21 protein-coding genes and 2 pseudogenes are annotated in these 25,787 nt (G+C 59.3%); 8 read left to right on the forward strand and 15 right to left on the reverse strand.

The genetic code is table 11. The features are described from left to right. Positions 1-312: 312 nt before the first annotated feature. From AWB75_RS22930 to AWB75_RS22940, 3 genes are read right to left on the reverse strand one after another with little or no spacing between them, the layout of a single operon-like run. Complete coding sequence (locus tag AWB75_RS22930; protein ID WP_061126341.1) at positions 313-1,584, reverse strand: TRAP transporter large permease; 1,272 nt, start codon at positions 1,582-1,584, stop codon at positions 313-315. A 10-nt stretch (positions 1,585-1,594) separates the two neighbouring features. After that, positions 1,595-2,128, reverse strand: coding sequence for a TRAP transporter small permease (locus AWB75_RS22935; RefSeq protein WP_061126418.1), 534 nt, complete (start codon positions 2,126-2,128; stop codon positions 1,595-1,597). Between the two features lie 50 nt (positions 2,129-2,178). After that, positions 2,179-3,201 (reverse strand): TRAP transporter substrate-binding protein, encoded by a 1,023-nt coding sequence (locus AWB75_RS22940; RefSeq protein ID WP_061126342.1) that lies wholly within the window; start codon positions 3,199-3,201, stop codon positions 2,179-2,181. A gap of 307 nt (positions 3,202-3,508) precedes the next feature. Here AWB75_RS22940 and AWB75_RS22945 point away from each other — a divergent pair, with 307 nt between their 5' ends. From AWB75_RS22945 to AWB75_RS22965, 5 genes are read left to right on the forward strand one after another with little or no spacing between them, the layout of a single operon-like run. Continuing rightward, positions 3,509-3,934 (forward strand): MaoC family dehydratase, encoded by a 426-nt coding sequence (locus AWB75_RS22945; RefSeq protein ID WP_235012203.1) that lies wholly within the window; start codon positions 3,509-3,511, stop codon positions 3,932-3,934. A 4-nt stretch (positions 3,935-3,938) separates the two neighbouring features. Next, positions 3,939-4,751, forward strand: coding sequence for an enoyl-CoA hydratase/isomerase family protein (locus tag AWB75_RS22950; protein WP_061126344.1), 813 nt, complete (start codon positions 3,939-3,941; stop codon positions 4,749-4,751). Then, positions 4,748-5,911 (forward strand): acyl-CoA dehydrogenase family protein, encoded by a 1,164-nt coding sequence (locus tag AWB75_RS22955; protein WP_061126345.1) that lies wholly within the window; start codon positions 4,748-4,750, stop codon positions 5,909-5,911. The genes AWB75_RS22950 and AWB75_RS22955 overlap by 4 nt, the downstream gene beginning before the upstream one ends. 27 nt (positions 5,912-5,938) lie before the next feature. Further along, a complete protein-coding gene (locus AWB75_RS22960) occupies positions 5,939-7,132 on the forward strand; it encodes a CaiB/BaiF CoA transferase family protein (RefSeq protein WP_061126346.1) in 1,194 nt (397 codons plus the stop codon). Further along, a complete protein-coding gene (locus tag AWB75_RS22965; RefSeq protein ID WP_061126347.1) occupies positions 7,129-7,602 on the forward strand; it encodes a MaoC family dehydratase in 474 nt (157 codons plus the stop codon). Before AWB75_RS22960 ends, AWB75_RS22965 begins: the two co-directional genes overlap by 4 nt. 397 nt (positions 7,603-7,999) lie before the next feature. Here the strand turns inward: AWB75_RS22965 and AWB75_RS22970 are convergent, their stop codons facing one another. From AWB75_RS22970 to AWB75_RS22990, 5 genes are all read right to left on the reverse strand, one after another. Further along, on the reverse strand, positions 8,000-9,220 hold the full coding sequence (locus AWB75_RS22970; RefSeq protein WP_061126348.1) for a glycoside hydrolase family 88 protein: 1,221 nt from the start codon (positions 9,218-9,220) through the stop codon (positions 8,000-8,002). A gap of 112 nt (positions 9,221-9,332) precedes the next feature. Continuing rightward, positions 9,333-10,229 (reverse strand): helix-turn-helix domain-containing protein, encoded by an 897-nt coding sequence (locus AWB75_RS22975; RefSeq protein WP_061126349.1) that lies wholly within the window; start codon positions 10,227-10,229, stop codon positions 9,333-9,335. A gap of 167 nt (positions 10,230-10,396) precedes the next feature. Continuing rightward, complete coding sequence (locus tag AWB75_RS22980) at positions 10,397-11,152, reverse strand: enoyl-CoA hydratase-related protein (protein WP_235012204.1); 756 nt, start codon at positions 11,150-11,152, stop codon at positions 10,397-10,399. 310 nt (positions 11,153-11,462) lie between these two features. Continuing rightward, entirely contained in the window at positions 11,463-12,665 is a 1,203-nt protein-coding gene (locus AWB75_RS22985; protein WP_061126351.1) for a CaiB/BaiF CoA transferase family protein, read from the reverse strand. A gap of 86 nt (positions 12,666-12,751) precedes the next feature. Then, the gene (locus AWB75_RS22990) at positions 12,752-14,080 is read right to left on the reverse strand and encodes an MFS transporter (RefSeq protein WP_061126352.1); all 1,329 of its coding nucleotides are present in this window, start codon (positions 14,078-14,080) and stop codon (positions 12,752-12,754) included. Positions 14,081-14,347: 267 nt separating this feature from the next. Between AWB75_RS22990 and AWB75_RS22995 the strand changes: the two genes are divergently transcribed. Both AWB75_RS22995 and AWB75_RS23000 read left to right on the forward strand, forming a co-directional pair. After that, positions 14,348-15,421 (forward strand): LacI family DNA-binding transcriptional regulator, encoded by a 1,074-nt coding sequence (locus AWB75_RS22995; RefSeq protein ID WP_061126353.1) that lies wholly within the window; start codon positions 14,348-14,350, stop codon positions 15,419-15,421. Between the two features lie 162 nt (positions 15,422-15,583). After that, a complete protein-coding gene (locus tag AWB75_RS23000) occupies positions 15,584-17,323 on the forward strand; it encodes an FAD-binding protein (protein WP_087086761.1) in 1,740 nt (579 codons plus the stop codon). Here the strand turns inward: AWB75_RS23000 and AWB75_RS23005 are convergent. After that, positions 17,304-17,714 (reverse strand): annotated as a pseudogene (locus AWB75_RS23005) (AMP-binding protein); the annotation flags it as partial. The gene AWB75_RS23000 and the pseudogene AWB75_RS23005 sit on opposite strands and share 20 nt — an antisense overlap. A gap of 760 nt (positions 17,715-18,474) precedes the next feature. Here AWB75_RS23005 and AWB75_RS23015 point away from each other — a divergent pair. Continuing rightward, positions 18,475-19,059, forward strand: a pseudogene (locus AWB75_RS23015) (IS6 family transposase). Between the two features lie 120 nt (positions 19,060-19,179). Here AWB75_RS23015 and AWB75_RS23020 read toward each other — a convergent pair. From AWB75_RS23020 to AWB75_RS23045, 6 genes are all read right to left on the reverse strand, one after another. Further along, positions 19,180-20,112 (reverse strand): HpcH/HpaI aldolase/citrate lyase family protein, encoded by a 933-nt coding sequence (locus AWB75_RS23020; protein ID WP_061126356.1) that lies wholly within the window; start codon positions 20,110-20,112, stop codon positions 19,180-19,182. Positions 20,113-20,146: 34 nt separating this feature from the next. Then, positions 20,147-21,310 (reverse strand): CaiB/BaiF CoA transferase family protein, encoded by a 1,164-nt coding sequence (locus AWB75_RS23025; RefSeq protein ID WP_061126357.1) that lies wholly within the window; start codon positions 21,308-21,310, stop codon positions 20,147-20,149. Positions 21,311-21,510: 200 nt separating this feature from the next. Beyond that, positions 21,511-22,458 carry a D-2-hydroxyacid dehydrogenase gene (locus tag AWB75_RS23030; protein ID WP_061126358.1) on the reverse strand — a complete coding sequence of 316 codons (948 nt, stop codon included), beginning with the start codon at positions 22,456-22,458 and terminating at the stop codon, positions 21,511-21,513. After that, positions 22,455-23,399 (reverse strand): LysR family transcriptional regulator, encoded by a 945-nt coding sequence (locus AWB75_RS23035; RefSeq protein WP_061126359.1) that lies wholly within the window; start codon positions 23,397-23,399, stop codon positions 22,455-22,457. Before AWB75_RS23035 ends, AWB75_RS23030 begins: the two co-directional genes overlap by 4 nt. Positions 23,400-23,484: 85 nt before the next feature. Then, positions 23,485-24,921 carry an aldehyde dehydrogenase family protein gene (locus tag AWB75_RS23040; protein WP_061126360.1) on the reverse strand — a complete coding sequence of 479 codons (1,437 nt, stop codon included), beginning with the start codon at positions 24,919-24,921 and terminating at the stop codon, positions 23,485-23,487. A 1-nt stretch (position 24,922) separates the two neighbouring features. Beyond that, positions 24,923-25,768, reverse strand: coding sequence for a phytanoyl-CoA dioxygenase family protein (locus AWB75_RS23045; RefSeq protein WP_061126361.1), 846 nt, complete (start codon positions 25,766-25,768; stop codon positions 24,923-24,925). Positions 25,769-25,787: the final 19 nt, after the last annotated feature.

Raw genomic sequence — 25,787 nt, forward strand, 5'->3', positions numbered from 1 at the left:
AGGACGAGTAAGCGCGAAGCGGTACGGCTTCAATGCGATGAACAGGTTATCGGCCACGAGCTGCCGCTTGTCCTGCTCGTCCACATCACAAAAGCCGCCATCCGAGCGGCTCATATACTCTGAAAGCTGCCCGATGGCTGAAGTACCGCTCCCACGGAATTTCCGTCGAACCGTTGCATCAGCATCTTAACGGTCTACGAGGGTCCAAAGTTATGGAGGCAACTCAAGACGCCCCCAAGGCTCGCGAGCTGGGCAGGTGCCGACAAGACGAGAACCGATGCCTAGCCCGCGCGTTGCTAACAGGTCAACGCGTCACTTTGCACCCAGCAGATGCGGCAGAAACTGCGGGATATGAGGGAAGAAGATTATCAGCATAAGATCGATCACCAGCGCGAAGATGAACGGCAGGATCGCGCGAGTCGCCTTCTCCACCGACACGCCGCCGATCGAAGCCGCCGTGAAGAGGCAAAAGCCGATGGGCGGTAAGTTGATGCCGATGGCCGAGTTGATCAGCACGATAACGCCGAACACAATCGGGTCGATGTGCATCTGCACGACCAGCGGCAGGAACACCGGAATCACCACCGCGATGCTCGAAATGGTTTCGAGCACGGTATGCGCCGCGATCAAAAACAGATTGATGAGGATCAGCAGCACGATGGCGCTCGTCGTGATGGCGAGGAAACTGTTCGCCACATGCAGCGGAATCTGCGCCTCGATCAGATAGCGGCCCAGCACGAACGCAAGCCCGAGCAGAAAGGACACGCGGGTGGTGTTCACCGAGGTGCGAACCAGGATGTCCTTGAAATGCGAGAGCTTGAGCGTGCGGAAGATGAACGCGCTCACGAGCGTCACATAGACCGCAGCGACCACCCCCGCCTCGACCGGCGTGAAGATGCCGCCGAGAATGCCGCCCAGAATGATGACCGGCGTGAGCAGCGCCCAGAACGCCTCGCGAAACGTCTTCCACAGCTTGCGTGCATCGAACGGCTCGACCGCGCTGTACTCGTGCTTCACGGCCGTCACGTAGTTGACGATCATGAACGATGCGACCACGAGCAGCATCGGAACGATGCCGGCGATGAACATCGTGCCGACCGACACGTTGGCCGTGTATGCATACACGAGCATGCTCATCGACACGGGCGATAGCAGCCCGAGCGAACCCGCCGCCGACTGCAGCGCCACCGCGAAGGCGCGGTTGTAGCCCTTCTTCACCATGCCCGGGATCATCACCGAGCCGATGGCGGCGGTATCCGCCGTGGCCGAGCCAGAGAGGTCGGCGAAGAACATGCTGGCGACGATCGTCACCTGGCCGATGCCCCCACGCATGAAGCCGACGAGCGCCTGCGAGAACTCGATGATGCGCTTCGATACGCCGCCCGAATCCATGATCGCGCCCGTTAGCATGAAGAACGGAATGGCGAGCAGGCCGACGTTGTTGAGGTTCGAGAAGAGCTGCTGCGGAATCACCAGCAGCGGCGTGCCGTTGATCGACAGCGCGAGCGTCGCCGCGATGCCGATACAGATCGCGACAGGCACGCCCAGCGCGAGCAGTCCTGCTCCAAAAGCGATTGCCCACATGATGTTTGTCCTAGAGGTGTTCGGATACGCCCTCGACCAGCGCGGCGTTGCTCTGCGCCTGCGGCGCGAGATGCGACACGACGATGCGTACCAACGAATGGAACACAAGCAGCCCGCCGCACAAGGGGATCGAGAGATACGGATAGACCATCGAGAGCGGAATCGACGTCGCGGTTTCACTGCCCATCAGGGCGAGCATGTCGGTGCCGTACAGCACGAACACCGTGCCGAGCGCAAGCACTGCGCAGTCCGTGAAGTCCTTGAGCAACGGGGCGACCGCAGCCGGCACGCGATCCGCCAGGACACGCACTTCAGGATGCGCGCGCAGCTTCACGCCGGCCGCCGCGCCGAGGCACGTGAGCCACACGAACAGATAGGCCGACGCTTCATCCGACCACGACAGCGAATCGTGCAGCACGAAGCGGAAAATCACGCCGAGACCGGCCACGATCACCGCTGCGAGCAACAGACAACTGCAGACGAACAGATTGATCTTTAGCACGATGTCGTCGACCAACATCAAGCCGCGCGCGAGCTTTTCCATGCGTGTCACCTCCGCTGGCGTGGTTATGCCACGGACTTGGTTCGCATCCGTCATTTCGATGCGACCGCCGAAGCCTGCTTGGCCGTGTTGATTTCCTGATAGAGCGCCTGGCCGTCCGGAATCTTCGAGATCAGTTCCTCGCGCGCGGCCTTCGTAGCCTGCGCCCACGGCGCGGTGTCGATCACCGTGACCTGGATGCCCTTCGACTTCATCGTCGCGATGGCGTCGTCGTATTCGCGCTTGTATTCCTTGAGGTCGAAGTCGGCAGCGATCTTCGCCGACTCCTGGAAAGCCTTCTGGTCCGCAGGAGAAAGCTTGTCCCACGAAGCCTTGCCCATCGCCAGCACGACCGGCAGATAGTTCACGTGCGTCACGTAGAAATGCTTGGCCACATCGGAGAACTTGTCCTGGACGAATTGCTCGGGAGACGTGTCCGCGCCATCGACGAGACCCTGCGAGAGCGCGAGGAACAACTGGTTATAGGCAAGCGGCGTCGGATTCGCGCCGAGCGCCTTGTAGCCCGCGATATAGCCGGGGCTCTGCATGACGCGCACCTTGAGGTCCTTCATGTCCGCGAGCGTCGTGACAGGACGCTTGGTCGTGAAGAGGTTGCGCTCGCCCACCGCAAGCCACGTGAGGCCCACCATGTTGACGGGCTTCATCATGTCGAGATACTTGCGGCCGACCGGACCTTGCAGCACGCGATTGGCTTCATCCATGTTGGAGAAGAGGTATGGCATGTCGAAGATCTGCCATTGCTTGATGGTGTTGTCGATCGGCGCCTGCGCGGAGATCATCAGATCCTGCGTGCCCGTGCGCAGGGCTTGCGCCATCTGGACCTCGCCTCCGAGTTGCGATTGCGGGAACAGTTGAATCTCGACATGTCCATGCGTGCGTGTCGCGACTTCCTTGGCGAACACCTGCGCCGTGAGCTGATAGTGATTGTCCGGCGCGAGGGTATGGCCGAGCTTCATCACGATCTTGTCGTCTGCCATCGCACTGGACGATGCCGCGGCGATGACCGCGGCGAGCGCCACGCGCAGCATGTTCTGCGCCTTGAAAAGCGAAATCATCTTGTCTCCTTGCTGGATATTGGCACCGCCTGCGGGCGCCTTGCATCGACGAACACGGATGCAGGCCGGCGGGTTGAGGCAAGTATTTGTGATCGCGTGGTTGGTGCGTTAGGACCAGTCTTCGAATTTCTTGGACTTTTTAACGGCGCTCCCGCGCATGGTGCGGCGCGCTGCAAAAAAGTCCAAAAGATTGCTCGAACCGTCCTACCGGTCTGATGTGGCGTTCTTTAAAGTGACTTCCACGCTGACGGCACATGCTTTCCGGCATCGTCCGTAATAACCCCAACCAATCAAGACATTCATCGACATGGCCAAACGTTCTCATATGGATTGCTATGCAATCGGCGATACGGCCGATTTCGCCAAGACCGTCTCCGAATACGACATCTACGGCTTTGCCGGCATCGTCGGCGATTTCTATGCCGTGCATCTGAACGAGGAGTATGCAAAGAGCACGCGCTTCGAGAAGCGCATCGCGCAGGGCTGCCTGTCGGTCGGGTTTCTCTCCACCGTCATGGGCTATATGGCGCAGAAGGCGCCCAGCCCCGGCGCCGTGTCGTATCGCTATGACATTACCTTCAATGCGCCGGTGTTCATCGGCGATACCGTGACCGCGCGCCTCTTGCTCGAAGAAAAGGACGAGGAGCGCAACGTGTGCGTGTTCGCCGCCGACGTAACCCGCCAGGACGGCGTGGTCGTGGCATCGGGCAAGACCTATTTGAAAGTGCTGTGACGCCATGCCGACGAACACGCTTCCCGTCCTCGTCACTCAACACGGCCCGCTGCGTCTTCTGACGCTCAACCGCGCCGATAAACTTAACGCATTCACGCCCGAGATGCTGGAGGCGCTCGCCGCAGCAATCGACGATGCGCTCGCCGACGACGCCACGCGGGTGATCGCCGTCACCGGCAGCGGGCACAAGGCGTTCGCGGCGGGCAACGATATCGAACGGCTCGTGTCAATCGACAGCGTGAGCGCGTATCGCGACATGGTGGGCGGCCAGCGCGTACTGCTCAGGCTGCACGATTGCGCGAAGCCCACCATCGCCATGGTCAACGGCTACGCGTTCGGCGGCGGCTTCGAGCTGGCGCTCGCGTGCGACTTCATCGTGGCGTCGGCGAATGCGAGTTTCGCGTTCCCCGAGATCACGCTCAATACGATGCCAGGCTGGGGCGGTACGCAAATGGCCGTCGCCAAGATGGGCCTCGCGCTCGCCAAGCGCTTCGTGATGAGCGGCAAACGCTTTTCCGCACAGCAATGCGAGGCGTTCGGCCTGATCCACGAAATCGCTCAGCCGGATGCCCTCTTCGATGCCGTGCAGGCGCTCGCGCAGACGCTCGCTTCATATGACCCGTTCGCCATAGAAATGGCCAAGCGCGCGCTGAACCGCGCGAACGAATTGCCCTTGTCCGCAGGACTCGATTTCGAGGCTGCGCAATACACCGTGAATTTCGCAAGCGAAGGCGCACGCGCCGGCCTCAGGCAATTCATCGATCGCCAGCGGGCGCGACGCACCCATCAATCCAACCCCGTAACGACCACGCCATGACGACTTCGATCAATCAACCGCATTGGCTCGGCGAACAGCACACGATGATCCGCGAAGCCGTGCGACGCTTCGCCGAAAAGGAAATCGCACCGCAATCGGAAACGCTCTGGGAAAAGGAAGCCTTCCCTTACACGCTCTGGCGGCAGGCTTGCGGACTTGGCTTCACCGGCCTCCCCTATCCCGAGCAATTCGGCGGCGGCGGCGGCGACTGGCTCTCCTTCGTGATCGTGCTGGAGGAGCTCGCGCGCATCGACTGCGCCGTCGCGAATGCGTTGATGGCCAATTCGACGGTTGCCAGCCTGCTGACGAACTACGGCACCGTGGAGCAGAAAGAGCGCTTTCTGAGGCCCATCCTCGATGGCACGCAGATCGGCTCCATCGGCCTCTCGGAACCCGATGCCGGCTCGGATGCGGCCAACATCTCCACACGCGCGAGCCTCGATGGCGAGCGCTGGATCATCGACGGCGCGAAGACGTTCATCAGCAATTCGGGCACGGAGATCGGCGGGCCGACGGTAATAGCAGCGGTAACCGGTACGCGTGCCGATGGCCGCAAGGAAATCTCCAACTTCATCGTGCCGCAGGGCACGCCCGGCTTCAGCAAAGGCCGCAAGCTGCGCAAGATCGGCTGGCGCGCCTCCATCACGCATGAACTGTTCTTCGAGCAATGCGCGATTCCCGCAGATCAACTGCTCGGCGAACGCGGCGCGGGCCTGCGTCAGACGCTCGGGCAGATCAGCACCGGGCGCATCCTGATCGGCGCGCTGGCGCTCGGCATCCTGCAGGGCTCGCTCGACCGTTCGATTGCGTACATGAAGGAGCGCCGCGCGTTCGGGCGTGCGATCGCCGAGTTTCAGGGGCTGCAATTCAAGATCGCCGACATGGCGACCGACGCGCACGCCGCGCGTCTCATGCTCTACGACACCGCCGCACTCAGGGACGCGGGCGCACCGTTCGACGCGCAAGCGTCCAAGGCGAAGCTCTTCGCCACCGAGCACGCGATGAAGGCCGCGCATCAGGCGCTGCAGATTCACGGCGGCTACGGCTTGATGGCCGAGTTCCCGGTGGCGCGCGCATTCGGCGACGCGAAGGTGCTCGAAATCGTCGAAGGCACATCGGAAATACAACGCATGATCCTCGCGCGAACGCTGCTTGCGTGAACGCGCGTCAAACGGAGGGGAGTATTTATGCTGGAAGGCATCAAGGTACTGAGTTTCACGCATTTTCTGCAAGGCCCCGCCGCCGTGCAGATGCTCGCCGATGTCGGCGCGGACGTCATCAAGATCGAGCCACCGGGCGGCGCCTTCGAGCGCAGCTGGACCGGCGCCGATGCGTTCATCGAAGGCGTGAGCGTGTTCTTTCTGCTCGGCAACCGCAATCAGCGCAGCATATCGCTGGACCTGCGCGAAGAAGCCGCGCGCGAGATCGTGTGGCGTCTGATCCGCGAGGCCGATGTCATCATCGAGAACTATCGCCCCGGCGTGCTCGACAGAATGGGCTTCGGCTATGCGCGGGTACACGAGGTCAATCCGCGTCTCGTGTATTGCTCGTGCACCGGCTATGGTTCGTCGGGACCGTATCTGAGACGTCCCGGCCAGGATCTGCTGTTGCAGGCGATGAGCGGCATGACCATGCTTTCCGGCGATGCCGGATCGCCACCCACGCCGGTCGGTTCCGCGATCGTTGATCAGCACGCCGCCGTGCTCGCCGCGTTCGGCGTGGTCGCCGCGTTGCAGGCGCGCGGACGCACGGGCGTGGGCACGCGCATCGAAAGCAATCTGCTCAATGCCGCGCTCGATCTTCAGATCGAACCGTTCACGTACTACATGAACAAGGGGCCGCTCTGGGCGCGCACGCATCCGCCCACGGGCAGCCGCTTTCATCCCGCGCCCTATGGCGTGTATCGGACAAGCGATGGTTACATCGCGATGTCGCTCACGCCGACGCAAAAGCTCGCGGGGGCACTGTCGTGCCCGGCGCTCGCCGAGTTCACGCATCCGAAGGACAACGTGCTGCGCCGCGAGGAAATCAACCGCCTCGTCTACGACGCCCTCGGGACGCGCACCACCGAGGAATGGATGCGCATTTTCGAGGAACACGACATCTGGTTCGCGCCGGTCAACGACTACGAACAGGTCGAAAACGATCCGCAGGTCGCGCACAACCAGATGATCATGTCGTTCGAACATGAGGAGGCGGGATCGGTTCGTGTGCTCGCGCATCCGGTGCGTTACGACGGCGAGGCGCCGCCCTTGCGCCGGCATCCGCCGAAGCAGGGAGAACATACCCGCGAAGTGCTCGCGGAACTGGGATATACGCCGCAAGAGATCGACGCCTATGTCGAGGGCGGCATCGCACTCACCTCGAGGAGACAAGCATGAGCGCACAAGCGAACAACTGGCCGGCGCTCCTGCGCTTCGATGAAGTCGAAATCGGCCGTAATCAGGTTATCGTGCACACGATAACCGAAGCCGAAGTCAACGCGTTCGGGCAACTGTCCGGCGACTTGAATCCGCTGCACATGGAAGACGCCTTCGCGCGATGCTCGCCGTTCGGCCGGCGCGTCGTGCACGGGCTCCTCACCGCGGCGCTGGTGTCGGCGGCGCATACGCAACTGACCGGGCCGGGCTTCGCGTATGTCGGACAAGAATTGCGCTTTCTCGGGCCGGTCCATATCGATGATACGGTGACGATCAACGTTTGCGTCGTCGAGAAGAAGCCCGCGAAGCACATCCTCGTCATGGATACGACCGTCCGAAATCAGCATGGACGCGTCGTGTTAAGCGGACTTTCCGCGTTGAAGGAACTGCGCTTTAACAAAGCATTGATGGCACGCGATCTAGCGGCATGAGAATGCATGAAGCAGCAAGCATGGCGTAAATGGCAGTAACGTCGCGGGGGCATGCACTACTACACTCGTGCTGTCGCCCGAACTTCGCCGGGCATTTAGACAGGCTCGCGCAGAGACCACTGCGTGGCCATGACTCCCGCATGGCTCATTTTCCGGAAGACAGTCGGCGAAACCTTACCTATCTTTTAGCCGACATCCTGTCCAGAACTATTTGAACCAGGCGCGGCTGCGCACCGTCGCAGACATGCACCCGATCCATCAGCGCCACGAACTGGTGACAATGGGGAAGCACATGACCAGGCGGGCGTTGACTCTAAAAGCTACCGATCAATATAGAGCTTGAGCGCAAACCACGCCCTCATCCTGGATGCGGGCGTGGTCTGAAGGAGCGAGTGCGTCAGGCAAGAGCGATGCGCGCATCGTCCAGCGGGCGCAGCTTACCCGGATGCACCGCGCGGCACAGCGCCTCGACGAAAAAGAAATCGCCGAACATGGTCGCGCCGTCGACGCCGATGTTATGCGGCTTCGAATAGCAGGAGTTGTGCAGCAGGCCGTGCTGGCCGCCCTTCGTGAACTCGTCGCGGCACAAGGCCTCTAGCATCGCGACGCCGTGACGATGCCACTTCGCCGCAGCCTGAGGATCGGGATGCAGGCGCGCCATTTCGAGCAGCGCCGATGCGACCACTGCGGCGGCGGCGGTGTCCTTGATGTCAGCGTCACGGCCGGTGGCGTCAAAATCCCACGGCGGCACCTGACGGCCGTCGAGCCGGCGCAGGTAGTAGTCCGCAAGTCGCTCGGCCAGATCAAGATACTTGCGCTTGCCGGTCTCGCGCGCGGAGTTCACGTAACCGTAAATCGCCCACGCCTGACCGCGGCTCCACGCCGATTCGTCGAAAGCGCCCTGGAACGTGTAGCCGCGCTTGCGTGCGCCGCTTTCCACGTCGTATTCGACGGCGTGATACGTCGAGTCGTCGTCGCGAACGAACGCGCGCGCGGTCATCTCGGCGTGCGCGTCGGCGGCTTGCCGGTAGCTGCCATCATCGGCGTGATCTGCGGCCCAATAGAGCAACGAGAGGTTGGCCATCGTATCGATCGCGGACGCACTGCGGCCGCGTCGATCGCTGATCGGCCCCCACGACGCGATATAGGCGCCGTTGCGCGTGGTGACGAGCCGCGCGCGCAGCTTGTCGGCGGCTTGGAGCGCGATGTTCGCGAACCATTCGTCGCCGGTGATGTGATGGCCCGGCACCGCGCTGCTATCGAAGATGAAGCCGATATCGTGCGTGTTCGGGTCCTGCGCCCGCTGTTCGACCAGCAGCATGCGGGCGCGTGCCCACTCGAGAAAGCGCGCCTCGCCGGTATGAAGATACGAGGTCAGCAAAAGGCCAACCCAGAAGCCACAGAACCAGTTGCCGTGGCTCCATGCATCGCCGTCGTAACCGGCGGAAAGAGACGCGGGTAGGCGCACCCATTGACCATCGGGCCCCGTGACTTGCGGGAATTCCACGCCGAAGGTCAGTTCGTCGGCGGCTACCTTTTGGGCGGTTTTATCGAGGGTCTGGCGAAAGAGATTCGCCTGATCGTGGGAAAGGGTCAGCGATTTTGTCGTGTTCGACACGGTGTCTCCTGAAGTTCGTCATACGCAGGACGATTCTAAGAAGCGCCCGCGCGACGGCGTTAGGATGAAACGCGTGAACTGTTGGACATTTCCGCGCGCAAACGATGATGTCTCAGATATGCAGCTTCTCGAGACTGCGCCGGTAGTCGATCGGCGAGCGGCCTGTGTGCTTTCGAAAGCAGCGGCTGAAATAGGCGGGATCGTCGAAGGAGAGCATCGAGGCGATCTCGGCGATATTCACTTCGGAGTGCAGCAGCAAGCGTTTCGCTTCGAGCATTACGCGGTCGCGGATCAGCTTGGGAGCCGTGCTGCCGAGCGCCTGACGCGTCGCCTCGTTGAGCGCGCGCTCGGTCACGTTAAGCAGGCGCGCGTAGTCCGCCGCCTGATCGACCGAGCCGAAGTGCTTCTCCAGCAAGCTCTTGAAGCGGCGCGACAGCAGCACGCTGCGCGACGCGGCGGCATGGCGCATGGCCGCGGCGTCGCACATGCGCGCGACCTTGATCAGAAACACATGCAGATAGGCCCAGATTGCATCCGTGTAGCCGATCAGTTCTTCCTGATACTCCTGGCGTATGCCGTCCATCACGCGCGTGAGGTCGCGCACCTGAAGCTCGTTCAGATGCAGGCACGGATCAAGCTGCTCGAAGTTGTAGACCGGCACCTCCGTTTCGGTATGCCGGTTCTGCACCCGGAACGCGAAGAATTCGGACGAGAAGCTGATCGAATAGCCCAGCGTATCGGCGGACAGGTCCAGATCGTGGACCTGTCCCGGCGACATGAAATAGAGCGTATGCGGACGCACTTCGTAGCGCACTGAATCGATCACATGCGAGCCGCTGCCCGCGATGACCCACATCAGGTGATAGAAGTCATGGCGATGCGGATACAACAGCGTCGATTTGAGCGCCTCGATGGGCGCGAGATGAAAGTCCGGCGTCTTGACGTGCGCGCCGTATTTGTAGTCCTCGATCCTGATGACCGGCACATGACAGCAACATACGGTGTCCAACTGTCTTCCTCCCCCTTGCCTTCTTCTCGTTTGAAAGCGCATCCCGTGGATGATCGACGCACACCTGCGAGATCTGCTGCAGCCTTTCGCTCTCGAATAAAAACCGTCAATCCGCCGATAAAAGCTTTAGTGACCTGACACGTCCCGAGAAGCGATTGGCGTGCGATTCACGAGCCAGTGAACACAGGCGGGCGCTTTTCGATAAATGCCGCCATACCCTCACGCTGATCTTGCGTCGTAAACGCGTAGCGAATCGCGCGGCGCTCGACGGCGAGACCTGCCGAGAGTGACGTCTCATAGGCTGCCAACACAGCCTCTTTCGCGAGTTGTAGCGCTAGCGGTGCACGTGTTGCGAAGACGGTCGCTAAGCTTATGGCTCTTTCTACGACTTCGCCGTCCGGAATCATTTCACTCACGAGGCCCGCGCGTAACGCAACCTCCGAACTAATTGGCTCACCGCTCAGTATCATCTGCATCGCCAACGACTTTCCGACGACGCGAGTCAAGCGCTGTGTCGCCCCATCGCCCGGCAGAATACCGATCGTGATTTCTGGCTGACCGAACTTGGCGGTTTGACCTGCAATAATGACGTCGGCCAACATCGCGAATTCGAGTCCTCCGCCAAAGCACACGCCTTGCACTGCCGCTATCATTGGCTTACGGAAGCCCGCAATGGCGTCCCAGCTCGTCTGCCGCGACGGGTTGTTTAGTGCTTCAAATCCGCCAGCGTGCATCTCTTTGATGTCGGCTCCTGCAGAGAAAAACTTTTCCTTGCCAGTAAGCACGACGACCTTCACGGCCGGGTCCGCCTGCGCCTGCAGCATCACATCGGCGACTTCTCGAAGAAGCGTCGTACTCAACGCATTCCGTTGGGCAGGTCGATTCAAATTGATCAGCGCGACGCCCCCGGTGGGCCTCGTCACGCTAATCGTTGTCCATTCACGTTGCATAGAGTGTCGAAGCATTTGGTTGTGTCGGTTTTGATGACCCGCGAGCGCTGATTGCAATCAATGCCGGCCTCTGTCGGCGTCGCGGCTTCTAGCTTGATGATTCGTCGCTTGGCGAGCCCTTCCATCTGTTCGAGTCATATGTCCATCTGAGCGAGCACGGTCTCTGTTTTAATGTTCAGCCGACTACGCTAAAAAAAAGCGACTTGGGGGAAATGACCGTCATAGTGCAAGGTGGCTCACCAACGTGGATTTGTTCTTTCAGTACAACTGTGACCCTATGGCCCTACTCTTGTAAGAACTCGACAGAGGCACGGATCACTCCCTTCGAAAGGAGTTCGTGGATTCGTTGCTTGTCGTAACCCAACTCTGTCATGATCTGTTCGGTTTGGGCCCCGAGAGGCTGGGGGGCGAGCGTGATTTCCGGCACGGCACCATCGTACGTAATGGGATGTCTCACGAGCGTTATGTCGCTGCCGGTCGCGCCCTGAATCGTTACAAAGCTTTTGTTGTGTCGCACCTGCGGATCGACCACCACGTCGGAATAATCATTGATTCGGGAATGCCAGATTCCGTGCTTGGCGAAACGAGCCTCACATTCCGATGTCGTGAAGCGAATCACCGCATTGGCGATCGTGCGTGCTGCCTGATCCCGGCGCGTGTACGCATCATCATCACTGATTCGATCATCGTAAGCGACGTCAAGGGAGTCGTACAATATCGAAAGCTTACCGAGCGATATGGCGACGTGGCTGTCCTTCGTCTGGTAGATGCCATAAGGTGCACCGAAATACCACCCCGACAGCGGCTTCGGTTGCCTGACGTCGTCAGGAGTCTCGCCGTTTAGAAAGCACGTAAATGATTCGAGTTGAAGATCGATTGCAGCAGATAGCAAGCTGACTTCAACTAGCCCCCCTTCTCCGGTCCTCTCTCGTCGCAGTAATGCGGCAAGTATTCCTGCGGCGAACAGTGCCGCGCCATGATGGTCGACCGCGGAGACGCCAACTGCCCTAGGACCATCGTTTGTTCCCGTGATCGTCGCCAGGCCCGAAAGTGCCTGGATCAACAGGTCCTGTCCAGGTCGGTTCACATACGGTCCGTCGGATCCGTATCCTGACGCGGATGCATAAATAATGTCCGGCTTGATCTCGCGGACGGCGTCATAACCCAAGCCAAGCTTATCCAGGACTCCTGGCCTGAAATTCTCAGCTACGACGTCTGCCGTCTTGATCAGTTCGCGAGCAATGGCAAGGCCGTTCGGATCTTTGAGATCAAGGGCAAGGCTCTTCTTGTTTCTGTTGCCAGACAGTAGAAGCATGGTCTGGCCATCGACCGTCTTGTTGGCTCCTCCCCAGTTTCTTTGGAAGGCACCCTCTATGGGCTCAATAGCGATGACTTCAGCGCCGATATCCGCGAGGAACTGGATCCCGACGGGACCCATGAAAAAATGGTTGAAGCTGACGACGCGCAGCCCCTTTAGGTGATTCATAACTTACCCTCGAAGCAGCCCAAAGGGCATGTTCAGCAAGACGATGCAGCAATCGCCTACGAGGAGGCGACTGCAACCCCTAGGTCTCATTCCGAGACGTAGACCATTCCACGTCGTTTAGCCATCCAATAAACCGCAACGCTGAGCGCGGTGATAATTGAGCCATAGACGGGGAACAACCAAGCGATATGATGATGTTGCAACCATACGAGCAGGTATGCGGATGGGCCGCCAAAGATCGACACTCCAAGGGCATAGCCAATCGCCACACCGGTTGTACGCACGCTTTTCGGCATGAGCGTCGTAGCGACATAGTTGTAGAGACTCATGTTGAAACCGACGATCGCACCTCCGCCGATCATGATCGCCGCGAATAGCAGAGCGCTTCGTTCCGTATAGAAGAGAGTGATGAAGAACGCCGGTATCAACAGCAGACGAAGGATCGTAAAAGCTTTCGAGAGCTTGACCTTGTCGGCGAGGCCGCCAATGATCGGTCCGGAAATGATCCAGACGATCCCCATGGCAGTCGTGATCCCGAAGACGGCCGTGCTATTTTCTTTGAACACACCGTTGGCCATATTCGGCAGGCCGGTATTCCACGCGTAGTTGGCAATCTGGATTGAGCCGATTACCAAGACCACCGCCAACAAAGAGAGACGCACTTTCCAAAGCGTCTTCCAGACGCCGGCTGTCGTGTCGTGCACTTTCGCGAATTCATCCTCTCGATGAAGTGCGGTCTTGATCAGCGTCTCCGGGAGGGCGCTTCGCAGGTAGATCACGGCCAGACCCAACACCCCACCAATAGCGAATGGGATTCGCCATGCCCACTCGGTCAGTTCCACCCGGGACACAGACGCACTGACAAAGAACGCCACCAGGGTCGATCCGAAAATTCCTGCCTGGATGAAGGTGCCCCCAATCAGTCCGAGGTATCGCCCCTGACGACCTGGAGGAGCAAGTTCGATTGCGATAGCGTTCGCAACGCCCGCCTCTGCTCCAGTCGCAAGTCCCTGAACTATGCGAATGGCAAAGAGTGCGAAAGCGGCCCACGCACCAATCTTCTCGTATGTCGGCAACAGGGCGATGACGAGCGACGATACCGCCATGGCAGAGACCGAAATCATCATAACCCGCTTGTGGCTAGTTCGATCAGCCACTGGGCCGAGAATCGCCGCACCGATCGGGCGGGCAAAAAAGCCTGCACCGAAGACCGCTAGAGCGGCCAACAATGAGGTAACCGGGTCAGTTGAAGGGAAGAAGTGCGGCGACAGGAACGCTGCCATGATTCCGTACACGTTCCAGTCGTACCACTCAAGCAGGACTCCGCCTCCTAACCCCAAGGTAATGCGCTTGCTTGTACGTCTAGTTTCGTCGGCCGCCGGCGCTACGACCGCTTCAGACAGTCTTGCTTCCATTCTCGTCTCCAGTTGCAGCCTGTTTGTCGCGAATTCCTCGCGTTGACTCGTCTGTCGGTCGCCGCCATTTCGCCTGACAACGAGCCTTTATAGCGCGTGTTTCTTCGAAATAAACTCGGAGACCTGAAAGCGCTTTCAGTTATACTCTTCTCAACTCAGAATGTTGTCAAGAAATTGAAGTAGAGGGTTAACGCGGACCACGCGCTTTGGGCGGCCTACACGCAAGGTGCGTTTCGAATTTCATCCGGAGTCGCTGTACAGGAAAATATGGCAGTCCACGCTCAAGCGAAAGGCGTTAAAGCCACGGCAGGCAAACCACGACTCGAAGATGTCGCGCGCATGGCCAATGTGTCGCCGGCGACGGTCTCGCGCGTGTTAAACCACCCCGACATTGTTCGGCAGGAACTGCGTGACAAGGTCTCGAAGGCGATCGTCGCGCTTTCGTACACGCCGGACAACGCGGCCCGTGCACTGATGTCTCGCCGCAGCAGGACAATGGGTGTCGTTGTGCCGACGCTGGGGACCAGTATTTTTGCAGAAGGTATTGAAGCATTGCAGAGTCGACTCTCCGAGCTTGAATACACGCTGCTCATTGCCGTCTGCCAATACGATGCTGAACGCGAACTGCAGGAGGTTCGAACCCTTACAGAGCGGGGTGTCGACGGCATTGTGCTTGTGGGGGGGTCGCATCTGCACGAAACGTACGAGTTGATCAGGCGCATGCAGGTGCCGTTTCTGACCACCTACGTAAGCGAATCGCTCAATGCAGTACCTGCCATTGGAATCGACAACGCTAGCGCCACCTACGATATGACGCGCTATTTGTTGCAGCTTGGACACCGCGACTTTGGCGTCATCGCAAACACACAATCTTCCAGTGACCGAACGCGTGCTCGCTTGATTGGAATCAAACGCGCTTTGGAAGAAGAAGGTCTGGTTCTTGAGGACACCCGCGTCGTGAACTGCACCCACTCTGTCGAGCAAGGGAGACGCGGGGTAAAAGAGCTGGTCACAGCAAACCCTTCGATTACGTCCGTGATCTGCACGACCGATACGTTGGCCGTAGGCGCGCTAGCGGGCGCCCGCGCCCTGGGGCTGCGGGTACCGCAAGATCTTACTATCACCGGCTTCGACGACATCGAACTGGCGGCACAGCTCGAACCCTCCCTGACGACGATCGGAACGCCTGCCAGGGAAATCGGTCGCTTGGCGGCGGATTGTCTTGCCAACGCCATCGCTGGCATTCCCATCCCCATCAGCACCGCTTTACCGTATCAACTGATCATTCGAGGGTCTACCGCTAAGCCCCGGAGAAAACCGCTGAGGCCGCCGCCTCGCTGATTAATCGCACGCACAGTCATCCGCACAAACACCCATCGCAGCACCGGAACCGGCCGCGTACCATGCTCTGAAAGCGCATTCAGAAAATCGTCGAGATAAAGCTGAATACGTCAGACTCGATGATCCCAACTAAGGCGGCCGCTTTCCTTCGGAGGAACGTTAATGAACCAACTGGAAGAACCACAAACCCGTTCCACAGACGTGCTGGTGGTCGGAGGCGGCGGCGCTGCACTGCGCGCCGCCCTCGAGGCTGAGGCCAATGGCGCCTCCGTGCTAGTCACGATCAAAGGTGAATTCCGAAAGTCAGGCGCCACGTTTCATAGCGTCGCCGAGGTGGGTGCCTTCAATGTTCCTGATAACGCTGGAAGGAATGGCGACAGCCCCGAGATTTTCATCAATGACATTCTCCGTGCCGCTCAAGGTATGGCCGATCCTGCGCTCGCGCGCATCCTCGCAAATGAAGCCGAAGACGCGATGAAGTATCTGGAGAACTTCGGCGTCAAATTCGAAAAGGATGCGAATAGCTACCTGGTTTTCAAAGCTTGCTTCTCGTCTGTCCCACGCTCGCATGTGATCCCGGAACACTTCAAACCGATCGTCAAAGCGCTGGGCCAGGAAGCGACGCGGCGGCGCATTCAGGTATTGGACCGCACGATCATTGTCGATCTCATCGTGAGGGACGGCCAGTGCGTCGGCGTCCTGGCGCTGGATAGCGAAGGTAGGCCACTTGTTATAGAAGCCAAGTCAACGATTCTGACGACAGGCGGGGCTAGTCAGATTTTTGCCAAAAACCTCTACCCCTCCGACATCACTGGCGACGGATACGCTATGGCGTTCCGCGCAGGTGCACGACTCGCAAATCTCGAATTCATGCAGGCAGGCGTCAGTACGTTGAAGCCGTTCATCAACCTATTTGGGAACTACCTGTGGGACGCCCATCCCCGTCTCACAGACAGAAATGGGAAACCCTTCCTGAGAGATTATTTGCCAGATGGTCTATCAGAGGGCGAAGTAATCGGCGAGAAGGCGAAACATTTTCCGTTCAGCGCGAGTGACGTCTCACGATACGTCGAGATCGCTATCCAGACGGCGATCAACGAGGGCAGAGGCACCGAAGAAGGTGGTGTCTTTATGGATTTCGCCGAAACAAACTTCGACGCGATTCTTGCAAATAAGGAGAGCAGCATCACCAAGATGTGGCCTATGACTTATCAGTGGTACAAAGAGCGAAACGTAGATTTGTTCAAAGATAAGTTTCAAGTGACATGCTCTGCGCACGCTGTCAATGGGGGCATCTTGATCGACGCCGACGGCAAGTCTTCGCTTAAGGGACTGTTCGCCGCAGGCGAAGTTGCCGCGGGTCCACACGGCGCTGACAGGCTTGGCGGTAACATGGCGGTAACATGTCAAGTTTTCGGTCGTCGTGCAGGTGCCGCTGCAGCAGTTCAATCGCAGCGTGTCACTTCTTCCAGGCTCAATGACCTGACGGGAGAGGTGCAAAAGCTCCAAGAGAGACTTGCGAGGCAGGGGCTGATGTCGGAATCGATTCCAAGTCTCCACGCAGAGCTGCAAGCGGCAGCGAACCGTCACCTTCTCATTGTCAGAACTGGTGACGGCCTGCAATCGCTTATCGACACATGCACTTCACTGAGCGAGCGCTTGCGACATGCAGCACTTGAGTCGCCCGCGGATCAGGTTGCCGCCATCGAATTGGAAAATATGCTTTTGGTGACTCATCTGATGGCCCGCGCTGCGCTGGAACGCCGCGAAAGCCGCGGCGGACATTTCCGGCAAGACTTCCCTACGAGAGACAGCAGCTTCGACACCAGCATCATTCTCGACAAGCAGGCTGAGTCGCAGCTGCTGCATATGACGCTTCAAGAGGCATCGGCCAGGAGCTGACTCGCTCGACGATCTCGTGCAGCCACACGTCGCGGCCTGCGGTCCACGCGACCTTGCCGCCCGTGCGGCGATACACGATGACGTGCGTAACCTTCTCGCAGCCGCCCGCCGCGAGCGCTTCGTCGGCGATGCGCTTCAACGGCAGCGTGCGGCCGCCGCGCATCTCCTCATCCGCGGTGATAAGCGCGACCGCGCCGACATCGACGAGACGTTCATTCGGCAGTTTCGACGAGAAGCCGCCGAACACGACGATCACGACGCGATCGCCCTTCTTCACGCCGCGCTTTTTCAGCGCATTGGCGAGGCGGCGGACGCGATCGAGCAAATCCTGATAGGTGACGTTCGTGACCGTGCCGTCGTCGGCTTCGAAGATGATCGCGCTCTCGTTGCCGCGCCAAGACGAAGAGGATGCCGGTGAGCACCGCACGATCACGAGCGCGCGGAAATTTTCGCGGCGGTCGTCGCTAACCTACCCGTCCAGACTCGTTTCAGGCTTGTCGTCGCCTGCAGAACCTTGTCCTCTTCCTGACGCATCGCTACGCTTTTCTTTAGCCCGTTTGCCTTATCGCTAAGCTGCGTCGCCAAAAACTTCTGCATCAGACTATCGAAGTGCGGGTCGTAGCGGAACTCGCTAACCTTGGCGATCTTCCACCAATCTATTAGCGAGCGACGCACGCGCCGATCGGCCTCTTTGATCTTCCTAAAGTGATGGAATAGGCGCTCGCAATCCTGCCTCAGTGACGCACTAACGCGCGCTAATGGGTTGATTGCGCGCGCGTCATCGGGGCTGCAGCCGCACAGAGCAAGAGAGGCTTCTCTTGGTGAGGCAAGCTTATCGGAGTTGAACTAGCGATACGCGTCTATCGCGATATGCCTAACAATTCCAAAGCAATGAAATCCTCTGCCCTCGGCACTTGCAACAGAGGCGGTTGAACATCGGCTCGTAATTCGTCTTTCAAAAGCCTATTTGCGTCCAATATCTCCACCACCGAGGCCCCAACAAGGACTACAGCCCTATATAGCCAGAGAACTTCCAGCGATTGTCCGGTCTTTGTTCACCAAAAACATAATAAGACGGTCGCGAATAAAGTCAACTACGCGACGAGCGCGGGCGTTGTCAGGTTGTTGGGTCGTTCACGTAAGATGATGCGATGAAGAAATCGAAATCGCTCTATCACGGTCACCGCTTCCCGGCCGGCGTCATCAGTTGCGCCGTGCGCTGGTACTTCCGCTTCCAGTTGAGCTTGCGCGACATCGAAGAGCCGCTTTTCGAGCGTGGTGTGTTCGTGACATAGACGATCCGATGTTGGTGTGACAAGTTTGGCAAGGGCTTCGCTCACCGGGTGAAAGCCGCGCGACGCAAGCCAGGTAGCACCTGGCACCTCGACGAAATGTTCGTCACCCTGTGTGGCGAACCTTACCTGCTGTGGCGTGCGGTGGACGAGCATGGCGCCGACTCGACATCCTGCTGCAAAAGCGGCGCGACAAGGCCGCCGCCAAACGCTTCTTCAAGCGTGTGCTGCGCTCGAGTCCGGTGCCGCGCAAGATCGTGCTTCGGTCCAATCCGGCAACATTTTGCGCTCAAACGGCATCTGCTGCGCGCTTCACTCTATCGGAAACAACTCGCAGCGCGGTTCGCCGCATGGCGCGGATTTACCAGCGTCACCCAAATTCCGTTGAATGCTTCTGAGCCGCAGCGCCTAATGCGTCATCTTCGACAAAATGTCGCAAGTTGACAGCGCTGCCTCAGAACCGGACGACATCAATGTTCAAAGTCGAACTGCGGCAAAACCACTTGAAGAACCGAGGCCTCCGGTCGATTTCACCCGAAAATACTCCCCGATGACATCGAAGGTCTACATGTCACCCATACGGGCCATCGAAATGACACGCTCAGCCATCCGGATATTGGCGTAGTCGACCAGCTTGCCGTCGACCTGTACGGCACCGCGCCCGTCCTTCTCGGCCTCGGTCAGCGCGGCGATGACGCGTTGTGCATTGCGCAGTTCCTCGTCGCTCGGGACAAATGCGCTATGCGTCGCCTCGATCTGGCACGGGTGAATAACCTGTTTGCCGTCATATCCCATCGTTGCGGCTTTGATCGCCAATGCGGAAGTCAACGTCGCATCGCGGAATGCCCCACAGGGCCCATCGATCGCTCTGAGGTTGTGAGCGCGGGCTGCAACTAAAATGCGCATCATCGGATAAGCCCACATATCGAGCGCCGTGCTCGAGCAATCCCCTTGCGGCGACCGAGACGTCAATCGATACGCCGGATGCGAGAGCCCGATGTCGACTCCTTTCGCGCCAATCGATGCCGAAAAATCTCCTACGCCGAAGTGCAGCGACTCGATCAACGGCGAATGTCCAGCAATCTGTTCACAGTTCGCCAGTCCGAGAGCGGTTTCTATCATGACTTCGAGACCGATCGGCGTCGATCGATGCTGGCCATATCTGCCGATCGTGTCGACGACACTGTCGATGTCCGCAGTCCGCTCGACTTTCGGAACGAGCAGCGCATCGAGGCGCGGCGCGGACATCGACAACCGTGCAATCTCCGTCTCAATGGTCCCGCTGCCAGGCACATTGACGCGAACACTCACCCATTTTTTGCCCCAGTCGAGTTCGTTTATCGCCTGGATGGCGCCGGCGAGCGCGGCCTCCTTTTGATCTTGCGGAACCGCGTCCTCCAGATCAAGAAAGACTGCATCTGCAGCGCTCCGCGCCGCGGATTCGACCATGCGACGGAGATTGGCCGGCATCGCAAGAAAGGTTCGGGTTACACGCATGGAACATGGGTCCTTAGAACGGTTCGGAGGTACATCAAGCAATGCGCAAGCGTGACGGATGCAATCCAAGTTCGCCGAGAATGTCCTCGGTGTGCTCTCCGACGTCAGGGACTCTTTTCATTGCGGGCGAAAGTCCGTCGACAATCAACGGAGGCAGAAATACCTCCAGCGGGCCTTCCGGACTGTCGATCGACGTCACTCTTCCGCGTTCGTGCAATTGCGGATGCGCGAGGAATTCCTCGACCGTATTCATGCGTCCATTGGCGATTGCGGCCCGCTCAAGAAGGTCGCTCACTTCGCCGCTCGTCCATCTGGAGAAGTTCTCGTTAATCAACGCCTCGAGTGCTTCCCGATTTCGCACGCGAGCCGGGTTAGTCGCGAAGCGCGGATCGGTTCCCACCTTCGGGTCTCGCAGCACCTTTTCACAGAAGCTACGCCACTCCCGTTCGTTCTGTACACCGAAGAAAACGGTCTTGCCATCTCCCGCAGTAAATGGGCCATACGGCGCGATCGTCGCGTGGCGAGCGCCCGTGCGTTCGACCGGTTTTCCGCTGTCGCGCGTGTAATAGGCCGGGTAACTCATCCATTCGGCCATGGAGTCGAACAATGAGACCTCGAATGCAGTGCCCTTTCCTGTGCGCTCACGGCGATAGAGTGCGAGCAGAATCCCGTTTAGCGCGTACATGCCGGTCGCGATATCGACAATGGACAGGCCGCACTTCGCCTGCTCACCGGGCGTTCCATTGATTGACAAGAACCCGGTTTCGCATTGAACCAGAAGATCGTAGGCTTTTTTTTGCGCATACGGTCCTGTCGATCCATAACCCGAAATATCACAGGCTATGAGACGCGGATAGCGTTCGACGAGGCTTTTCGCATCGAGACCGAGCCGCTTCGCCGCGCCCGGCGCGAGGTTCTGAATGAATACGTCCGCGCGCGGCAACAACTCGTCCAGCACCTCTTGTCCGAATTCGGATTTCACGTCTAGCGCCAGACTCTCTTTCGAACGGTTCGCCCAAACGAATTGACTCGACAAACCGTGCATCGCCTTGTCGTATCCGCGAGCGAAATCGCCGCTATCGGGTCTTTCGATCTTGATGACACGCGCACCCCAGTCAGCGAGATGCCGACTTGCAAGCGGAGCAGCGATTGCCTGCTCCAGCGATACCACCGTGATGTTTTCCAGAGGAAGTTTCATTTCTGACGCTTTCCAGAGTTGTTTGACTACGGTCTAACGGGCTCGTTGCTTGGCCGCACCCATCTCCTGGAAAGAGTTTCCCGCAGGCGAAGCGGTATGTGAACCATCGAGTTTCGAAAGCCGCGTTCACAAATGAAGACTTGCGTGTGTGGTCATGACCGTTCCACCTGGAGGGCGAACCGATACGATGGTCGCGAGTCTCAGGCCACGCGGTTCGCTGTGCGTTGCTCCAGAAAGCTCGCCACGTTCGCGCATACAGCGAGCGCGAGCGCCTCGACCGTGGACGCGCTTGCCCACGCAACATGGGGCGTCAGCAAGAGGTTTTCCGGCCGACCGGTGACGAAACGATGTTGTTGATGCGGAGGCTCGACCTGCAACACGTCCAACGCAGCTCCAGCGATGACTTGATTGAGCAGCGCTGCTTCGAGTGCCCGTTCATCGACGAGCGCGCCTCGCGCGGTATTGATCAGCACCGCCGTGCGACGCATCATTGAAAGTTCGCGTTCGCCGATCAGGCCCTGCGTATCGGGCGACAACGGGCAGTGCAGGGAAATGACATCGCTTGTTGCAAGCACGCGTTCGAATGCGGTATAGCCCGGCCGAATTTCGGTGCGGCCTTTGTGCTCGCTTAGCAGTACTCGCATGCCCAACGCCACCGCAATCCTCATGACCTCCTTGCCTATCGCGCCTGAACCGATCAGCCCGAGTGTGGCGCCACGGACCTCGCGGATGGGCGCGTCGTGAACACAGAATACGGGCGATTCGGTCCACGCGGACGACGAAGCCAACTGGCTGTAAGAGAGCATGTGTCTTCGCAACATGAAAATGCAGGCAATGACGTGCTCGGCCACACTGGAGGCAGCGTATGCGGGCACATTCGAGACCTGGACATCGTGTTCCCGACAATAGGCTATGTCCACGCTGTCGTACCCGCTTGCAGCAACGCAGATGTATTTGAGTCGAGGAAGTTGGCGCAGCGTGTCCGCACGCAATGGCACCTTGTTCGTGATCGCGATGTCGGCATCGGCAAGAACGTCGATAAGCTCGTGTTCGCGGGTAGTTGTCCGCTCAGTCCAGCGGTCGGAGACGCGCGGTCGCGGTACGCGCACCGGCAAGGTTGCGCTGTCGAGAAAGACGATATGGCTCATGTAAGTGGATATCTCCCCGGTTCCATTGCGCCTCCGGCCTCCGGCGCCCGGTGTGGATACGGACGTTGCAAATGGCGAACAAAATTTTGTGCGGAGCGCGGCAACGCGTTGAAGTCACGGTAGCCGATCAGACTTTCCAGCTTCGCCCATTCATCGGTGATAGGGACTACCTTGTAGCCGAAGCTCTCATCCGGCGGGCCCACGGTCACGTCCGACATGACTGCGAGGCCGATCCCGGAACGCACCATGGTGCGCATTGCATCAAAGCTTGTGACCTGCAGACGGATTCGCAGCTTGCGCTGAAGGTCTGCCGCGTACGACTGCATCATTCGGAAGATCAAACTTCCCTCGTGGAAAGCAATCAGATCGTAGTCCAGCGTTTCAGCGAACGAGACTTCACTGCGGTCCGCCAGCGCGTGCTGCAGCGGCACCACGGCAACCAGGTTCGAACGTCTGAAGGGATGCACGACCAGTCCAGCTGTCGAAACGCCCGACCAGAAGACACCCAGATCGGCGATCCCGTCGCGTAACGCACGAACGATGAACGGGCTGCTCCACTCCTCCAGATGAACGTCGATCTGCGGGTAGGCTTCCAGAAACGTACGAATGGTGGGGCCGAGGAAACCGACGATCGCAGTGCTATTCGCAAAGACCCGGACTTCTCCCTTCGAGCCGTCGCCGAATTCGCTCATCTGCGCGCGCATTCGGGCCATCACCAGCATCATGTCCTTCGCGTGCGTGACGAGTTCGAGCCCGGCGGGCGTCGGTCGAACTCCCATGTTGCGGCGTTCGAGCAACTGCACGCCGAGAACGTCCTCGAGATCGCTGATCCGCTTACTGACGGCGGACGTCGCAATGAAGTGACGTTCGGCCGCTCGTGCGAAATTGCGTTCCTCAATGACCGTCAGGAAAATTTTTAGCGTTACGAGGTCGATCCGCATGCAGGTCCATATTGCGTCGGCGTCTCGGCAATTGCGCACGCGGCTTGACTTCGATGACCAAGCGCGGCGTACGCAACTGGCCGCTCTAGCCGTGGTTAAGCGTGATTGTCTTCAGGGTGGTGAAGCTCAACAGCCCCTCTAGGCCCTTTTCTCGACCATAGCCGCTTTGCTTGACACCGCCGAATGGCAGCTCGATGCCCCCGCCGGCGCCGTAGCAGTTGACGAAAACCTGGCCTCCGTGAAATGCGTGAGCCAGTCTCATTTGACGGCCGCCGTCACGCGTCCAGATTCCTGCAACCAGCCCGAAAGCGGTATCGTTGGCGAGATGAACGGCCTCTGCTTCGTCTGCAAACGGCATCGCGACGAGTACGGGTCCGAACACCTCATCCTGAGCCAAAGTATGCTTGTGCGGCACGTCGCGCAGCAGGACAGGCGGCTGAAAGTAGCCGCCTTGCGCGGCATCCGGCGCAAGTTTGCCCATCGCGGCGAAGCCGATGTTATCGGCATCGGCCCTCGCAAGGAAGGTCTTCACCCGGTCGAGCTGGGTCGCGTTGATCAACGGTCCGCAGTCGTAATCCCCATCGGCAGGGCCGGCTGTCACAGCCTCGAAGCTGCGCGCGAGCCGTTCGATGACCTCCTCATAACGCGACGAATGAACCAGCAGTCGGCTGCCGGCCGAACACGTCTGGCCGCTGTTTTGCACGATCGCATTTCGAATGACCGGCAATGCCGCGTCGAGATCGACGTCGTCGAAAACGATCTGCGGGGATTTGCCGCCAAGCTCGAGGGTCACCGGGCAATGATGTCGGGCTGCCGCCTGCGCAACGGCTGTTCCGGTGGCCGGCGAGCCCGTGAAGGAAATATGCGCAATGCCCGGATGTTCGGCAAGTGCGGCACCGGCCTCCCGGCCATAACCCGTCACGATGTTCAGCACGCCGGCAGGCAAACCCGCTTCCGCGGCCAGTTCAGCCAGCTTGAGATACGAGAGGCACGCATCTTCGGCTGGCTTGACGACACATGCGTTGCCCGCGGCGAGCGAAGCGGCGACGCTGCGGCCGAACATTGCCGCCGGGTAATTCCAGGGAATGATATGCCCGGTCACACCGTGCGGTTCGCGAACGGCTAATACCGTGTGCCCCTGCAGGAAGGGAATGGTCTGCCCATGCAGTTTGTCGCAGGCGCCAGCATAGAATTCCATGTACCGGGCGCATACGGTGATGTCAGCCGCAGCCTGCTTGAGTGGCTTGCCTGTGTCCTGTGATTCGATCCGCGTGAGCGACTCGTGGTTTTCGAGGATGAGTTGTCCGAGTCGCGAGAGAATGCGGCCGCGCTCGACCGGGCCGATACGCCGCCAGACCGTGTCGAAGGCTTTGCGCGCTGCGTTGACTGCCGCATCGATGTCGGCCGCATTGCCGCGCGCAATGCGAGCGAATTCCAGACCGGTAGACGGGTTCACCACGGCTATCGTCTCGTCATTCGCGGGCGCTACCCACTGATTGCCGATGAAATGTTGTGCTCTCACGTTAGTTTCCCTCTACCGAGGTCTCGCGTTCCTCACAGCGTTTGCCGGCGCTAAGGATTCCATCATCGCTTTCGATGGGAACCGGAGCCCAGTTCGTCGAACGCACGAAGTCGCCGCGAGGCTTTTCGACCTCGCGTGGACGATTGGCAACCCGGTTGTAAGTGATGTACGCCTGCCAACGGTTTTCCGCCGACATGTTCACGCCAGAGCCATGAATGGTGAGGCAATGAAACAGGACGAGCGTGCCAGCTCTGCCGACGACCGGCACCGGCGCACCGGACGTCTCCAGGATCTTCTTGATGTGTTCGCGCTGCACTGCACGTTGAGGCAGCTGATACGCAGCCTGGCTATCGTCGTAGTAGTGCTCCACCAGACCCAACTTGTGGCTGCCTGGGATCATGTACAACGAGCCGTGAATTTCCTGCGTGTCACTGAGCATCACCATGGCCGTCAGCATGTCGTTCTCCGGGTAACCATCGTGTACCCAGTAGCCGAAGTCCTGATGCCAGAGCCAGCCCGTGCCCTCCAATGCCGACTTGGTGTTCACCTTCGTGTGGGCGATATACACCTCGTCGCTGCCGAGGGTCTGCATCACGGGCCGCAGCATACGCGGTGTGCGCGTCAATGCCCGATACTGCGGCGAGGCAACCGGACCGTCTTCTTCGTGCACTCGAAAAATAGAGCGGATCGCGCCCGTGCGCTCTCGAAAGACCGAGTCTGCCTGAATGGCGCTGAGACGTTCGGTGTCCCGCCTTAGCGCATGCACTTCCTCGGTGCTGAAGCAATTGGGAATTACGATAAATCCGTCACGGTGGTAGTCCGCAATCTGTTGTTTGGTCAGTTCCATCTCGTCTCCTTGTTTGACT

This window comes from Caballeronia catudaia, assembly GCF_001544755.2.
Lineage (GTDB): Bacteria > Pseudomonadota > Gammaproteobacteria > Burkholderiales > Burkholderiaceae > Caballeronia > Caballeronia catudaia.